The sequence below is a fragment of the Xenorhabdus mauleonii genome (assembly GCF_900113945.1).
Taxonomy (GTDB): Bacteria; Pseudomonadota; Gammaproteobacteria; order Enterobacterales; family Enterobacteriaceae; genus Xenorhabdus; species Xenorhabdus mauleonii.
Genome location: NZ_FORG01000001.1, coordinates 76,851 through 92,680, shown reverse-complemented (window position 1 = coordinate 92,680; position 15,830 = coordinate 76,851). Strand labels below are relative to the sequence as shown.

The following is a 15,830-nucleotide window of genomic DNA, read 5'->3' as shown; positions in this document are numbered from 1 at the left end:
TCGATAACTTTTTATTATCAATTGATAATGATTGGCTATTAATCATATTTCCATTTTTTATGCTATATCAAAATGGAGTAGATATTTTTTATATAAATTAACTCTTTAATAACGGGTTGTTTTTTTTATTAATTTATTATGGGGTGTTAATTAATGTCTTCATATAAAAGAAAAATAACTGGGTATTTTGTTGTTTTATGTACACTATTGTTTTTTTCCTTATTTATTAAGGTGTTTTCTAATGGTTCTATTTCAACAGAATACCTCGGTAATGTAGATAAAAAAAAGACAGAAGTTGTTGATACCCCAAATGAAAAAAAATTGAATTCAGGTGTAAATCATGAAATTACAAAAAGAAGCAATGAAACCTTAAATTCAGAGACATTCCAGACAATTACTAACAACATTCAGGCGGTGAACAATATTTTGACATCTTCGCCTGCGGAATTATCTGAACAAGCTAAATCTTATGCGTTGAGCAAGATTAACAATACTGTTACATCTGAAACTCAAAAATGGCTATCTCAGTTTGGAACAGCCAGAATTAACTTTGGTCTGGATAAAAAAGGCACTTTGAAAGACAGTGCTTTCGATCTCTTATTGCCATTTTACGATAACAAAACAGATTGGTTATTTTTCTCCCAATTAAGCTATCGCAATAAAGACAGCCGGGATACAGTCAATTTGGGGCTGGGAGGACGCTATTTTTATCAAAATTGGATGTATGGCCTGAATACATTTTATGACCACGATTTAACCGGTAAAAACCAGCGTTTGGGGTTTGGGGGAGAAGTCTGGAGCGATTATATTAAACTTTCCGCCAATACATATTGGCGCTTGAGTGATTGGAAAAATTCGCGCAATTTTAACGGTTATCAGGAACGTCCCGCCAATGGTTATGATATCAACGGTGAATTTTTCCTGCCAGCTTACCCTAATTTGGGCGCCAAACTGACTTACGAGCAATATTTCGGCAATGACGTGACGTTATTTCACGATACCAAACAGAAAGATCCCAACCTAGCGAAATTCGGCCTGACTTATACTCCAGTGCCATTACTTACGATGGGAGTTGATTATAAACAAGGTAAAGGCGGGCATAGTGAAACGCAATTTATGGCGAAGATAAATTATAAATTGGGCGTTCCTTTCAGTACCCAGTTATCGCCAGGAAATGTTGATGCCATGCGGACATTAACGGGCAGTCGCTACGATTTAGTCGATAGAAATAATAATATTGTTTTGGAGCATCAGAAAAAAATATTGTAAAAATAACCTTGCCTGAAAATATCATTGGCTATAGTCAGGAATCACGTGCCATTACCGCTAAATTATCCGCCAATACGTCAATCAAACGAATTCATTGGTCAACCAACCAAGCATTTCAACAGAATGGTGGAAAAATTTTTCCGGAAATAGGCGAGACGATTAACGTTACCTTACCTAATTATGTAGCAGACGCTCATCAAAATAATAATTATCCTATTTATGCCGTTGCAGAGTTGCACGATAACCAGAAACTATCGCCTGTTGAGATGCAAATCACTGTTAAACCTTTTATGTTGAAAAAAAGCGGGGAACCTAATTTCACCCCAGCAGGGCCGTTATTTGCAACAGGCAAGAAAGAGGATGGATATACATTTAATCCTGTGATTACGTTTGATTCAGTGCATGGAACGCCAATAAAAAATACGACGATAAAGCAGGTTCAATGGGTAACGGAACCGGCAATTGGCGAAGATTCAGGGTTGAAATTAGAAGGGCTGGATGGCTCAGGCACAGCGGAACTTAATGGGTATGGACAATTCAGGGTTAAACCGGTTTTAACCAGCACCAAGCCACATAAAAGCGTTAAAGTTTACTTGCAATGGAGTGGGCAGCCGCTGCAACTGGTAGGAGAGGTCAGCTTTGAGAAGGAACTTGCTAGTTTCAAAGTCGGTACAGTGGACGTTTTACCTAAAGGGCCTGTGATTGCTGACGGTGCCCAGACTTACACTTATACGGCCACGATTTTGGATAACAATAACAATCCCGTAAAAAATCAGGAAATTGCACATGTAAAGTGGAGCAATGACAAGCATGTTGATGGACTTATTCTGAAAGCCGAAAATGAAAATAACGGGGTATTCACGACCACTAACGATGGAAAACTAAAAGCAACATTGACCAGTACTGCGGAAGTCAAAGATGTGATGGTTTCTCTTGCCATTGAGAATCAACGGCCTGTTTCGGCAGAACATCCGGTCTCCTTTACGTCTACACCGAATACGGCGGGCTATCATCTTGAAGGCGCGCTGAAAGTTGATCCTCCCGGCCCTTTAATCGCGAATGGCCCAAAATCCTATACCTTTACCGCCACCGTTCTTGACAGCCAGAAAAAACCCGCAAGAAATCAGGAAATTAAGAATGTCATATGGAACAAAGATAAGAACGTTGCTGGGCTGACCTTGAACGCAGAAAATGAAAATAACGGGGTATTCACGACCACTAACGATGGAAAACTAAAAGCAACATTGACCAGTACTGCGGAAGTCAAAGATGTGATGGTTTCTCTTGCCATTGAAAATCAACCGGCTGTTTCGGCAGAACATCCGGTCTCCTTTACGTCTACACCGAATACGGCGGGCTATCATCTTGAAGGCGCGCTGAAAGTTGATCCTCCCGGCCCTTTAATCGCGAATGGCCCAAAATCCTATACCTTTACCGCCACCGTTCTTGACAGCCAGAAAAAACCCGCAAGAAATCAGAAAATTAAGAATGTCATATGGAACAAAGATAAGAACGTTGCTGGGCTGACCTTGAACGCAGAAAATGAAAATAACGGGGTATTCACGACCACTGAAGATGGAAAACTAAAAGCAACATTGGCCAGTACTGCGGAAGTCAAAGATGTAACAATTTCCCTTGCCATTGAAAATCAACCGGCTGTTGCGGCAGAACATCCGGTCTCCTTTACGTCAGAGGCTAAGAATTATTCTATTAAAGATAATGCTATTGATATCAAACCCAAAAATACAAAAATATTAACAGCAGATGGTAAAGAGTCTTATACCTATACGGTGATTATTATCGATGAAAATAAGCAGATCGCCGAAGAACAGGAAATTGCTAATGTAATTTGGAAAACTAATCCATCAATAACAGGGCTTGAGCTGATATCAACGGGGAGTAAAACCACTAAGAAGGGCGAATTGACGGCAACGTTGACCAGCAGGGTTGAAGCAAAAGACATTACTGTTTCCCTTGCCATTGAAGATAAACCTGCTGTTTGGATAGATTCCAAAGATGCGGTTTCTTTCAAACCTGAAAAAATAACTGTCAATCCTGACAAGCCGGGGCCTCTCTTAGTTGGCGAGCTTTATACCTATACCGCTACTGTCAAAGATAATGATGGTAATCCAGAGACCGGCAGCTCAATAGACTGGAAGCTGGAGCACAATGGGAAGCCGGTGCAAGATATCCCTGGCTCAGGTATGAAGCTGGAGAAGATACCACGAAATGACGACGACAAGAGAAAAGGTCAGTTTCGAGCAACATTAACCAGCTCGAAAGCCATTTCGAACGTAGTTGCCATCGCTATAGACAAAAACAATCAAGGAAAATCTCCGCCTGTCGAGTTCAAATGGCCGACCATTAAAAAACCGACCTTTACCCCAGCGAACGGAACTGTGATCGGGAATGGGTCGGTGCCTTACCAGTTTACGGCGGAAATATTTGAAGTTGATGGTAAAACGCCCTATACAGGGCAAGAGGTTCAATTTGAATGGTCGCTGAAATTGCCACAAGGTAACGATGAAAGTAAGACTCAATTATCACCACCCCCCGGTAGCACCCATAAAGTAGGATCAGGCGGAACGCTGAAAGCATCTTTAAGCAGCCACCAGCAAAAACCGGCTGTGAAAGGGGCACAGGTTTGCCTGCAAATTGTTAATGAGCCTGCAACAAAAGAGTGTTCAGAACCTGTGAATTTCGTCTCTGAAGAACCTGAAACAATTGCCGTTACGTCTGATCAGCCCGGGCCACTCTTAGTTCACGAAACTTATACCTATACCGCCACGGTCAAAAATGCGGATGGAAGTGCCAATGATGCAAATTGGGGGCTGGAGAAAGATGGGAATCCAGTACAAGATATCTCTGGCTCAGGTATGGAATTGAAGAAGATACCACGAAATGACGACGACAAGAAAAAAGGCCAGTTCCGAGCAACATTAACCAGCTCGAAGGCAATTTCGGGATTGGTTGTCACCGCTTCGATAGGCAATAGCAAGCCAACGCCAGCTCCAGCACCTGTTGAATTCAAATGGCCGACCATTAAACAACCTACTACTGGGGATAAATCAGTTCCCGGTGATGGGGGAGGTGCTTATCAATTTAAGGCGGAAATATTTGGCGCTGATGGTACAACACCCTATATAGGGAAAAAGATTAAATTTGAGTGGTCTTTGAAATTGCCAGATCCCAAAAATCCTAATAATGACGAAACAACCTTGTCAACACCATCCGACCCTCCTATTACAGAAGTCAAGGATGGAACGCTGACAGCATCTTTAATGAGTTATCAATATCCAGCTGTGCAGGGAGCAGCGGTTTGCCTTCAAGTTGCAGGTGCATCTTCAACGCAACAATGCTCAAATGCGGTGGGTTTTGATGAGGTTGATTTAAAGTTACAGATCGAGAGTGTTGTAGTCATTGATACAGTCAAGGACGGTGTAATGTCACCAGTTACACCGGGGGAACCACCCGTTTTATATGGGAACGGAAAGCAAGCGTATAGATATCAGGCACTCATTACTAGGGCAGTCAATCAAAATGTCCAGAATGGTAGCGTTCCTTTTAAGAATCAAAATCTTGATAACATATCTGTAAATTGGACGCGTGATAGTGCAATAAGTGAGAAGGATTTCCCTCAACCCGCTCCTGAACGTGATGAAACAACAGGTAAGATTAAAACAAATGAACGCGGGCAGTTATATGCGCAATTAATTAGCTTTGTTGGCGTTAAAAATGGGGTGTCAGTAACTTTGTGGTTAGGTGAAAATACAGATATATCCAACCCTGTTAGCACAGATAAAGATAATGATGTGGTTTTTGCCCCTGAACCTAAGCAAGGCCAGTTATATATCTATAATTATAATCAAAATCGACATAGCTCAACGTATGGTCAGATAAACAAGCATAATAGGTTTAAGGATTCGAATCATCCATCTAATTACTTTCCTCAGTTGAGTGCGGATGTGCTGACTTATGAATCAGACGATGTATATCAAAATATAAATGAGCGACCGAATATTGTATATACAATAGATTCTTCAAGTTCTCCTGCTTTTATTGATTTAGGAAAGAACGGTGAAGGGCCTCTTAGTTTTATGGGGAAAGGTAATGCACTTATCTACGCAAAACATACAAAATCTGATGGTCAAACCAACATATATTATTACAATGTAAAGACGGATCGGATGTTAGTTTATCCCATAAACTTTGAGCCGAAGCCACAATCAATAACAGACGGTATTACATGTGAAAATACTGACTCCGAACTCAGGTCCATAAACGATAAAGATTTACTGTCGATAAAAGATGAATTTGAGAATATTTTTGATTGGAGAGTATTTGATTCCATGAAAGGGGACAATACATGGAAGGATTATGATTTAATCAAGATTTATGATACTGTTACTAACCTATTTGCTATTTATGATACAAGAAATAATAAGATAATCAATAACAAAGACAAGGGGCTTTTACTCTGTACTTATAAATAAATGGTGTTAATGTTTTTCTTTAAAAAGGCGTGCGGTAACAGGCATGCCTTTTTACGTATTATATTTTGAAGAAAGTTGGAGTCGCATTATCTTTCCTAAATCTTGAACCCAACTTTTTAGATAAAATCGCTTGCCATATCCCAATTGAGGGAATTTATCCCATTAAAATCACTAGGTGATAACTTTATATTATTGATTGATAAGTTTTTAATATTATCAAATTACCATTTTAAATGTTCTATTAAGACAAAGTGATGAGTTTTTTAAATTGATTTTTTAATAATAATCTGTTTTTTCTAATTCATTGTGGGGTATTAATTATGTTTTCATATAAAAAAAGGATAGCAGGGTATTTTTTTGTATTGATATCATTATTTTTTTCTTTATTTATTAAGGCGTATTCGAATAGTTCCATTGCAACAGAAAACCTTGGCAACGACAAACAAAAAAGCCAACGTCAAATCAGTGTCAACGTTGACCAGCCTAAGCCGCTATTAGTTCACGAAACTTATACCTATACCGCCACTGTTACCAATGATAATGGAAGTGGTAATACAGTAAATTGGCATCTGGAGAAAGATGGGAAGTCAGTGCAAAGTATCCCGGGCGTGATTCTGAAGCCTGTACCACAAGATGATGATGACAAACAAAAAGGTCAATACCGGGCAACCTTAACCGGCTCGAAGGCAGTTTCGGGAGTGGTTGTCACGGCGACTATAGGCAATAACAAGTCAACACGAACTCCGGTTGTTGAATTCAAATGGCCGACCATTAAAAAACCTACCACTCACCTAGATAGTGGTTCAGTTTCCGGGGATGGGGGAGAGGCTTATCCGTTTACAGCGGAAATATTTGGCGCTGATGGCACGACACCCTATACAGGGAAAAAGATTCAATTTGAGTGGTCTATGGTGCATCCAGATCCAAGTAATCCGAATAATGATGAAACAATATTGTCATTAGAATCCGGCTCACCTATTACAGAAGTCAAGAATGGCACTCTGCCAGCATCTTTAATGAGTTATCAATATCCGGCCGTGAAGGGTGCAAATGTTTGCCTTCAAGTTGTTGGTGAAGATTCAACACGGCAATGCTCGGATAAAGTGAGTTTTAAAGAGGCGCCTTTAACACTTGAGATGGACAATGTTGTGCTTTACAGCACTATTACCAATCTCGGAGATAAAAAATATGAACAGGGGCAACCCATACCTGAGTTGTATGGGAACGGAACTGATCAATATAAATTTGGCGTATTGGTTAAGAGAAAAATCAATAATAATGTTAAAAATGGTAGTGTTCCATATAAGAATAGCCAGAATATCAAAGAAGTAAATTGGGGTCATGAACAGATCAATAACCCCTTTCATATACCAGGCCTATGCAATGTCCAGTCCATCAATATTAATACAGATGGAGAAGGATATTTATATGGTACATTAAGAAGTTATACTGGTGTTGAGAATGACTATATTAGAGTATGGGTAAATGCAATATATTTATCAGAAAATACAATGAATAGTAAGGCTGATTCAGATAATTATGTGCGCTTTAAGAAATCGCCTAATGATCTCCCAAATGGTTGTGCGCACTATTAACATGAGTTTTAAAAAGGCGTCTTTAAAATTTGTGATGGACATATTATGCTTTACAGCATTATTACTAGTGCCGGTGAGAAAAACTATGAACAAGGGCAATTTATGCCCTTGTTGTATGGGGACGGAATTGAATAATATAAATTTGGAGTGTTAATTAAGGGGGTATTTATCTGGTGCAAAAAAATAAGCTGAAAGACAACGGGTAGTTAGGGAGGAGTAAAATTTATTTTAATTAAAATCACATGTGATAATTCGATATTATTGAATGGTGAGTTTTAAATATTGCCAAATTTCCATTTTTAATGCGCTATTAAAACAAAATGATGAGTTTTTTATATAAATTAATTTCTTAATAAGAATAATTTTTAATTTATTGTGGGGTATTAATTATGTTTTCATATAAAAAAAGGTTCGTAGGGTATTTTATTGTATTGATATCATTGTTTTTTTCTTTATTTATTAAGGCGTACTCGAATAGCTCCATTGCAACAGAACACCTTGGCAACGATAAACAAAAAGATCCATTTCCAATCAGTATCAAAGTTGACCAATCTAAACCGCTATTAGTTCACGAAACTTATACCTATACCGCCACTGTCATCAATGATAATGGAAGTGGTAATGAGGTAAATTGGCATCTGGAGAAAGATGGAAAGCCCGTGCAAAGTATCCCGGGCGTGACTCTGAAGCCTGTACCACAAAATGATGATGACAAACAAAAAGGCCAATACCGGGCAACATTAACCGGCTCGGAGGCGGTTTCGGGTGTGGTTGTCACGGCGGCTATAGGCAGTAACAAGCCAACACGAACTCCGGTTGTTGAATTCAAATGGCCGACCATTAAAAAACCTACCACTAATCTAAATAGTGGTTCAATCTCCGGAAATGGGGGAGGTGCTTATCCGTTTACAGCGGAAATATTGGGTGCTGATGGCATAACACCCTATACAGGAAAAGAGATTGCATTTGAGTGGATTGTGAAGCATCCAGAGCCCACTAATCTGAATAATGACGAAACAATGTTGTCACCCAAACCTGTTCCCATTACAGAAGTAAAAGATGGAAAGCTAGCAACTTCTTTAATCAGTTATCAATATCCGGCTGTGAAGGGTGCAAATGTTTGCCTTCAAGTTGTTGGTAAAGATGCAACACGGCAATGCTCAGATCAGGTGAGTTTTAAGGAGGTTCCTTTAAAACTTGAGGTGGGCAATGTTGTGCTTTACAGCACTATCACCAGTGCCGGAGAGAAAAAATATGAACAGAGGCAACCTATACCCGTGTTGGATGGAAACGGAAGTGATCGATATAAATTTAGAGCATTAATTAATAGGGTCGTCGATAGTAAGATCCAAAAAGGTAGAGTTCCGTTTAAAAATAGTATTAATTTAGGCAATGTAAATTGGTCTCGTAATCTGGCTGATGCTTCCGCTCATATAAACAAAAATGACTTACCTGATGTTCAATCTCTCGGTGATAAAACAGATGAACATGGGTATTTGTATGGAACATTAAAGAGTAATGTTGGTATTGAGAAAGATATTCAAGTGAATGTTAAATATACATCAACAGGACTGGCGGCGAAGAATAAGACAGAACAAGATAATTATGTGCGTTTTAATTCTGTTTATAAACAAGGAGCATTATTGGTCTATTATCGCGATCTTGATCAAGATAGTTCAACGTATAAACAGGTGATAGCACAAAACGCATTTCAGGATGATAATCATCCATATAATTTCTTTGATACGTTGAAGGCGCACTTGATAGGGTCTAACGATCAGTCGTCAATACAAGGCGCTCTGGGTGGCCTAGATACCTTTGAATATTCAACAAATAATCAGGATGTTGTTGATTTAGGAGAAAATAATGCAGGCCCTATTAGTTTTAAAAAAGCGGGTCAGGCACGTATTCTTGCAAAAGTTACAACACCCGATGGGAAAACTGACAGGTATTATTACAATGTCAAAACGGTGAGAAAGCTATATTATCCTAAAGATCATCCAGCCAGTTATCCTTTGGATGATAATAATTCATGCGATAATATTGACAGTAACCAATATAGATCTTTAACATTCTCAGATTTTAATGGAGGGGCCTCGCCGATACATTCTGAATTTAAAAATATTTTTAATTGGGGAGTATTTATTACATTTAATGGCATATCTTCGAGCGTAACTCCAGGCCAATACTTTATCAAAATTAAAGATGATTCTAAACCGGGTAATCCATATGCTATATACGATGCATCAACTAACAGTATAACCACGGACCCCGATGATCTTGATAATAGTACAGGTGGATTGTTACTCTGTACTTATAATTAATTGGTATTAATACTCAATGTTTTTCCTTAAAAAGGCGTGCGGTAATAAGCACGCCTTTTAATATTTTATAGCTCAAACCTATTTTCTTAATGGTTGTAAGGTTTTAATTGAGAATAAATGATAAAAACCTTACGGCAATTCTTTCACTTTTGCTTCGACAACAACCCCAATAATATGGACATGATTATTGATAGGTATCATATTGTATTGAGAATTGAGCGGTTTTAAAAATGTGTCGTACCCTTCAGAAATTAATTGCTTGAATGTCAGTTTTTTTTCACCATCAAGTTTTGCGATAACTAAATTGTTAGCGCTGGGTTTCACTTCCGGATCGACCAAAATGATCATTCCTTGTGGAATGCTTAAGCCATTTGGTGAACTCATTGAATCCCCTTTAACTTCCAGCCAAAAAGCATGTTGTGAACACTCAACAGACGTTTCGTATTGTTGCGTATTGTTGCTAGGGTATGAGATTGAGGGTTCTTCGCACCAATGGCCTGCATTTGCCCAATCGAGCAACGGGTATTGCTTTGGGTTATGTGGCGGGTTGGCAAATATATCATCTATGTCATAGAGGGTATCGACAAGCTCTCTTGCTTGTTTGTCCAGTGATGGGCTGAAATCCGCAATCTTTGCACCTAATTTTTTGGCAAAGAAGGCTGCCATCTCCAAATTAAGGGAATTTATCCCATTGAGATAGTGTGAAATTGCACCTTGCGTCTTACCAATTTCTTCTGCAAGTGTTTCCTGAGAAATGCCAAGCTGCTTCTTTCTGGACTCAAACAGGTCTTTTAAGCGTGTGGCATCTGCAATTTGTTCTGCTGTGAGTTTCTTATTCATAGGACCATTTTAATACCAACGCTATTAAAATGATAAATACCAAAAGTATTGAAATATTCAGTACTTTTGGTATTGTTTGTGTGCAGGCAGGAGAAAACAGATGGAAAAAATTTCATTATCAGAATATGTAAAATTGCATGGTCAGGCAAAAACTGCACGGTTAGTCGGTGTTCATCAAACTGCAATCAGTAAAGCACTGCGCTCAGGGCGTAAAATATTTTTGGTTTATCAGGAAGATGGGAGCTATAAAGCGGAAGAGTGCCGCCCATTCCCCAGTCAGAAACAGAGTGTATCGCAGGGGAAATAAATATCAGCAGTATGATTAATTGAACTCTATTATCGGTTGAATTTAATTATCCTACTGATTTTATTTGATTGTTTTTTGTGTATATTGTCCGGGAGATAAAATGGATTCGAATATTCGTCATTATTTCAGAGCAATAGGGAGTATTCTGGATATCATGCCTGCAAACGATTACGATGATAATTTAGATTTTGATTCATCAAATCATTATTTAATCGAAAATAAGAAAAACCGTTGCTGCTTCGGCTCATTCCCCTCTCCAGAAGTATTGAAAGGTTATGAATCAATTTTGCCAGGCTATGCCGAAAGGATGTTCTCTTTGAGAGAGCGGGAACAATCTTTCCGGCATGAAAAGCAGAAAAAAACACTTGATGGACTGATAAGTAAAGAGAAAAGAGGGCAGTGGATGGGGTTTTCCATTGCAATGTTTATTTTAATCATTGCTGCCGTTTTTGCGTTCAGAAAAGAAATATTATTTGCAGGAACGTTAATTACAATCGATTTAGTCGGGTTGGTTGCAGTCTTCGTTATTGGCCGTAAGTCAAATATCAAGTGATTTTATGCATTTGCATACATTATACAGAAAATGTGTGATTATTTTTATTTACTATTTTTTATATCGGTTACTTTCAGTTAAATTTATTTTTGTAGTTCTTATTTTAAGTCAATAAAACGGGTATGGCGCACATCGACAAAGATAAAAAAAATCGTATGATAGGATAATGGTTATGTATTGAAAATAAATTATCGTATTATAGAGAGATAATATGGACATTAAAACTGTATGTGATCTTTACCAATCGGGAAAAAAACTGAAATATCTTTTTTTCTGGGGGCATAAAACTAATCATACTAACCACATCACTAAATCTTGTTTAAGTCAGTGGTATCCAGTTCAATTTACTGTTGATGATATCAAATATGCCAGTGCAGAACACTATATGATGGCAGAAAAAGCCCGTTTGTTTAATGATCATGAAGTGTTGGGAAAAATTATTAACGCCAAAAATCCCGGCGCAGCGAAAGCGTATGGTCGAGAAATTCGCAGGTTCAATCAATCGACTTGGGATGAACATCGGATGAAAATAGTGATTGAAGGGAATTTGGCGAAATTTTCTCAAAATAAACCGTTAGCTGAATTTTTATTGAATACAGGGGATAAGATACTGGTTGAGGCAAGCCCGGTTGATCGTATTTGGGGGATTGGGTTAGCAGAGGATTCTCCTAATATTCAAAACCCTTTGACATGGGATGGGTTGAATTTATTGGGTTTTGCGTTGATGGCTGTACGTGAAAAACTAAAACAATAATCCAAACATTAGAGCCTAATGAAGTAGGTTCTAAATCTAAAATTGAAAGACGGCAGGCATAGCTCTAAGGTGACAGTTCTAAGATAGATGCTATGCCTCATTTCTTTGGTCACATAGCCGCTATCTAAGGAATATTATCATTTAATCAATTTTTTCTGTTATAGAAAAAGAAACCAATAGTTATTACTCTGCATTTCATGGTTCATTTTCCGGATTATCTGGGATCGTCGTCTTTCAAGTTGCAATTTTCCCAATCCTACTACTGAAGGAGCTTAATTTTGTCTGACTCCGTTTTATTCTCTGTGATTAAAAAACCAGAAGCTGAAGTACAGTTGCTATTTCTGCATCATGCAGGAGGATCTTGTTTTTCCTACATGGAATTGGCTCATAAGTTGTTGTCGAACATTGAAATTTATACTCTGGAGCTCGCCGGCAGGGGAATGCGGATTGCAGAACCTTTTCAGACGGATGCTGAAACCGTATTGTCTGATATTTTGGCTTCGATAAATCATTTGAAATTAGGGGAAGATAAACCTTTGTTGCTGTTTGGACATAGTTTGGGAGCAGAGTTGGCTTATCATGTTGCCAGAAAACTTGAGCATGAGGCGCCTGAAAAGAAAATCGCTCTTATTCTTTCTGCCCGTGGTTTTTTTGAACCTGAAGATTTGATAAATGATGAATGTGAAGAATATTCTGATGAACATGTCGTGAATATCATTAATCAGTGCGGGGGAACACCACAAGACGTTCTTTCTAATCCTGAATTGCGTGATTATTTAATTAGAACAATGAAGCATGATCTACTTTTGTTGGATTCCCTTTCTCGATTACCGAAGACAAAACTCAATGTTCAGACCAAAGTGATAGGAGGAAGTGAAGATAACCGCGTACATGTATCTCAATTAGAGATGTGGAGGAAAGTGTTACCTGCATCTGCGGAACAACACGTTTTTACGGGAGGGCATTTTTACGTGTTTACTAACAAAACGCTTATTCCTTGGCTTGAGAAACAATGCAAAGAATTTATTAAATAATATTGAGATATATCGTTGACCTGTATCAGACATAACTTTTTTATTATTAATAAGTTATGTCTCCATTCAATAGATATGTTATTGAGTAATTGAGGGGCATTTACCTCTCACTGGCGGCCGACCTTTATCAGGACATATTCATTGGCGAATTTGTCACTTCTTTGTTATCGCCCTGTATTTTGAAATTCAATAAATATGAAATCCAGCGAGCATGAAAATAATATCATATATTCTCAAATTATGATGTTTGTTGGCAATCCTGTGAAGATTATGGAAACATAAATAGATTAAATATAAAAGACCAGTGAGATATTTTAAAATGGATTTTAAGTTATATTATTTGACTGTTGTTTGAAATGGCGACAATATCAAAATGAATGTTGAGTAAGATGGTTTGCTAGAATATTTTACTCGTATTGTTCTGCATTAGTATTGTTTTGCGTGATTATGTAAAAAGAAAACACATATTGCATAAGGAAGCCGCCATGACATCTATTAATCAACCGCCTTTTTCTAACAAAAAACATGATAATTTAATTGATGTAAACTTTGAACATAAAGTAGGGAAGTATACAGCTAAAGATTTCAAATCTGATTGGGGAACATCTCCTTCTTCATCATCGGGATTGAATCAAGGTAGGTTAAATATTGTTATCGATCCACAACATGATAAAAATAAAGTATTAGAACTGACTTATCTTGCGAATACAGTAGGGTCGAAAGCCGGGACATCATTCAATGCCCCGATCAATGGTAAGCACGAAGCATTGTGGTTGCAGTATAAAGTTATGTTCAGTAAAGATTTTATGTGGATTAAAGGAGGTAAATTACCGGGTTTAGCTGGAGGGGATCGTCCATCAGGATGTGTGGATAATGGCAGTTTTGACGGTTTCAGTAGCCGTTTAATGTGGAGAAATGAAGGCGAATTGTTTGGTTATCTTTATTATCCAGAAAAAGAATCACGGTGTGGTGATTATGTAAAATTAACGACTTCGTTAAAGAAAGGCATTTGGTATACCTTGACTCAATATGTGAGGTTGAATAGCGCCGGTAAACGAAATGGGACTTACATACAATATGTTGATAATAAAGAAATTGTTAGGCTAAATAATATTAAATTCAGGAATAAAGATAATGTGTTTATTGATGCAATAAAGTGGAGTTCATTTTTTGGAGGCTCGACATTAGATTGGGCTCCTCCGGTAGAACAATATGCTTATTTTGATGACTTCATTGTCAGTATTGAACAGCCGAAAAATATTGAATAATCCAATAAGCATTAAAAAATAATATTGTTATCCTTTCATGAAATGAACCCATAATGCAATGAATTCAGAACTCGATTTTTCTCTTGATTTGATTGATATTTATTGTTTTGACTTCTTTGTTTAGCTAGAAAAATATATAAGGTACATATTATGATTATTTCAGCTTCAACAGATTATCGAGCAGCAGCCCAGGCAAAATTACCGCCTTTCTTATTCCACTATATTGATGGTGGAGCTTATGCAGAACATACCCTGCAACGTAATACGGCAGACCTATCGAATGTTGAATTGCGCCAGCGTGTCTTGAAAAACATGTCAGAACTTAGCCTTGAAACCAGCTTGTTTGGCGAAAAAATGTCAATGCCGGTGGCGCTGGGGCCAGTGGGGTTAACGGGAATGTATGCACGCCGTGGTGAAGTGCAGGCGGCTCGTGCAGCTGCCAAAAAAGGGATACCTTTTACTTTATCGACAGTTTCTGTATGCCCGATTGAAGAAGTCGCCCCTGCAATTGATCGTCCGATATGGTTTCAACTCTATGTGTTAAAAGATCGGGGTTTTATGCGCAATGCTTTGGAAAGGGCGCAGGCCGCTGGGGTCAAGAATCTGGTTTTTACCGTGGATATGCCTGTTCCGGGCGCGCGGTACCGTGATGCCCATTCCGGCATGAGTGGCCCAAATGCAGCGATGAAGCGGATTCTGCAATCATTGACACACCCTCAGTGGGCATGGGATGTAGGCTTGTGGGGGCGGCCTCATGATCTTGGCAATATTTCTGCATATCGTGGGCAACCGACCAATCTGGGTGATTATATCGGATGGTTGGGCAGTAATTTTGATCCATCCATTTCATGGAAAGACTTGGAATGGATCCGTGATTTCTGGAAAGGCCCAATGATCCTCAAAGGTATTCTCGATCCAGAAGATGCCAAAGATGCTGTCCGTTTTGGCGCAGATGGTATTGTGGTATCCAATCACGGTGGGCGTCAACTTGATGGCGTATTGTCAACCGCACGAGCATTGCCTGCCATTGCCGATGCCGTCAAGAACGACATTACCATTCTTGCTGATTCGGGTATCCGTAGCGGGTTGGATGTGGTGAGAATGATTGCCTTGGGGGCTGATGGTGTATTGCTCGGGCGTGCGTTTACTTATGCACTGGCTGCGGCAGGTGAGGCCGGGGTATCCAATCTGTTGGATCTGATTGATAAAGAAATGCGTGTGGCGATGACTTTAACAGGAGCAAAATCAATCTCAGAGATTAATTCAGACTTATTAGTACGTGATAAGGCATAGTTCTTAGTCAAGATATAGCTGAATACTGTTGTTTAGGATTTGTGAGCCAAATTGCGGCTCAGCAGAATTTATGCTGCTGAGCACTGCAATTGCTTTTTAT

11 protein-coding genes are annotated in these 15,830 nt (G+C 38.6%); 10 read left to right on the top strand and 1 reads right to left on the bottom strand.

What is annotated here, in order from left to right; genetic code table 11:
- The first annotated feature begins 153 nt into the window (after positions 1-153).
- From BM100_RS00375 to BM100_RS00360, 4 genes are all read left to right on the top strand, one after another.
- Positions 154-1,269, top strand: coding sequence for an inverse autotransporter beta domain-containing protein (locus BM100_RS00375; RefSeq protein ID WP_092507071.1), 1,116 nt, complete (start codon positions 154-156; stop codon positions 1,267-1,269).
- A 479-nt stretch (positions 1,270-1,748) separates the two neighbouring features.
- A complete protein-coding gene (locus BM100_RS00370) occupies positions 1,749-5,762 on the top strand; it encodes an Ig-like domain-containing protein (protein WP_169924691.1) in 4,014 nt (1,337 codons plus the stop codon).
- A 320-nt stretch (positions 5,763-6,082) separates the two neighbouring features.
- Positions 6,083-7,357, top strand: coding sequence for an Ig-like domain-containing protein (locus BM100_RS00365; protein ID WP_092507069.1), 1,275 nt, complete (start codon positions 6,083-6,085; stop codon positions 7,355-7,357).
- Positions 7,358-7,746: 389 nt separating this feature from the next.
- On the top strand, positions 7,747-9,681 hold the full coding sequence (locus tag BM100_RS00360) for a hypothetical protein (RefSeq protein WP_092507068.1): 1,935 nt from the start codon (positions 7,747-7,749) through the stop codon (positions 9,679-9,681).
- A gap of 129 nt (positions 9,682-9,810) precedes the next feature.
- Here BM100_RS00360 and BM100_RS00355 read toward each other — a convergent pair whose 3' ends face one another.
- Complete coding sequence (locus BM100_RS00355; protein ID WP_092507067.1) at positions 9,811-10,521, bottom strand: LexA family protein; 711 nt, start codon at positions 10,519-10,521, stop codon at positions 9,811-9,813.
- A 100-nt stretch (positions 10,522-10,621) separates the two neighbouring features.
- On the opposite strand from BM100_RS00355, the gene BM100_RS00350 reads away from it, so the two are divergent.
- The 6 genes from BM100_RS00350 (at position 10,622) to lldD (ending at position 15,730) form a co-directional block, all read left to right on the top strand.
- The gene (locus BM100_RS00350) at positions 10,622-10,828 is read left to right on the top strand and encodes a Cro/CI family transcriptional regulator (protein ID WP_092507066.1); all 207 of its coding nucleotides are present in this window, start codon (positions 10,622-10,624) and stop codon (positions 10,826-10,828) included.
- Positions 10,829-10,928: 100 nt separating this feature from the next.
- Positions 10,929-11,381, top strand: coding sequence for a DUF2335 domain-containing protein (locus BM100_RS00345; protein ID WP_092507065.1), 453 nt, complete (start codon positions 10,929-10,931; stop codon positions 11,379-11,381).
- 211 nt (positions 11,382-11,592) lie between these two features.
- On the top strand, positions 11,593-12,135 hold the full coding sequence (locus BM100_RS00340; RefSeq protein ID WP_092507064.1) for a riboflavin biosynthesis intermediates N-glycosidase: 543 nt from the start codon (positions 11,593-11,595) through the stop codon (positions 12,133-12,135).
- Between the two features lie 278 nt (positions 12,136-12,413).
- Positions 12,414-13,169, top strand: coding sequence for a thioesterase II family protein (locus BM100_RS00335; RefSeq protein ID WP_092507063.1), 756 nt, complete (start codon positions 12,414-12,416; stop codon positions 13,167-13,169).
- A gap of 485 nt (positions 13,170-13,654) precedes the next feature.
- Entirely contained in the window at positions 13,655-14,437 is a 783-nt protein-coding gene (locus tag BM100_RS00330) for a polysaccharide lyase (protein ID WP_092507062.1), read from the top strand.
- Positions 14,438-14,587: 150 nt separating this feature from the next.
- Positions 14,588-15,730 (top strand): FMN-dependent L-lactate dehydrogenase LldD, encoded by a 1,143-nt coding sequence (gene lldD / locus BM100_RS00325; RefSeq protein WP_092507061.1) that lies wholly within the window; start codon positions 14,588-14,590, stop codon positions 15,728-15,730.
- Positions 15,731-15,830 lie beyond the last annotated feature (100 nt).

What these genes read in the sequence shown, in the direction of transcription:
- lldD (WP_092507061.1), top strand. Translation starts at nt 14,588, where the DNA reads ATGATTATTTCAGCTTCAACAGATTATCGAGCAGCAGCCCAGGCAAAA.
- BM100_RS00350 (WP_092507066.1), top strand. Translation starts at nt 10,622, where the DNA reads ATGGAAAAAATTTCATTATCAGAATATGTAAAATTGCATGGTCAGGCA.
- BM100_RS00375 (WP_092507071.1), top strand. Translation starts at nt 154, where the DNA reads ATGTCTTCATATAAAAGAAAAATAACTGGGTATTTTGTTGTTTTATGT.
- BM100_RS00360 (WP_092507068.1), top strand. Translation starts at nt 7,747, where the DNA reads ATGTTTTCATATAAAAAAAGGTTCGTAGGGTATTTTATTGTATTGATA.
- BM100_RS00340 (WP_092507064.1), top strand. Translation starts at nt 11,593, where the DNA reads ATGGACATTAAAACTGTATGTGATCTTTACCAATCGGGAAAAAAACTG.
- BM100_RS00345 (WP_092507065.1), top strand. Translation starts at nt 10,929, where the DNA reads ATGGATTCGAATATTCGTCATTATTTCAGAGCAATAGGGAGTATTCTG.
- BM100_RS00365 (WP_092507069.1), top strand. Translation starts at nt 6,083, where the DNA reads ATGTTTTCATATAAAAAAAGGATAGCAGGGTATTTTTTTGTATTGATA.
- BM100_RS00330 (WP_092507062.1), top strand. Translation starts at nt 13,655, where the DNA reads ATGACATCTATTAATCAACCGCCTTTTTCTAACAAAAAACATGATAAT.
- BM100_RS00355 (WP_092507067.1), bottom strand. Translation starts at nt 10,521, where the DNA reads ATGAATAAGAAACTCACAGCAGAACAAATTGCAGATGCCACACGCTTA.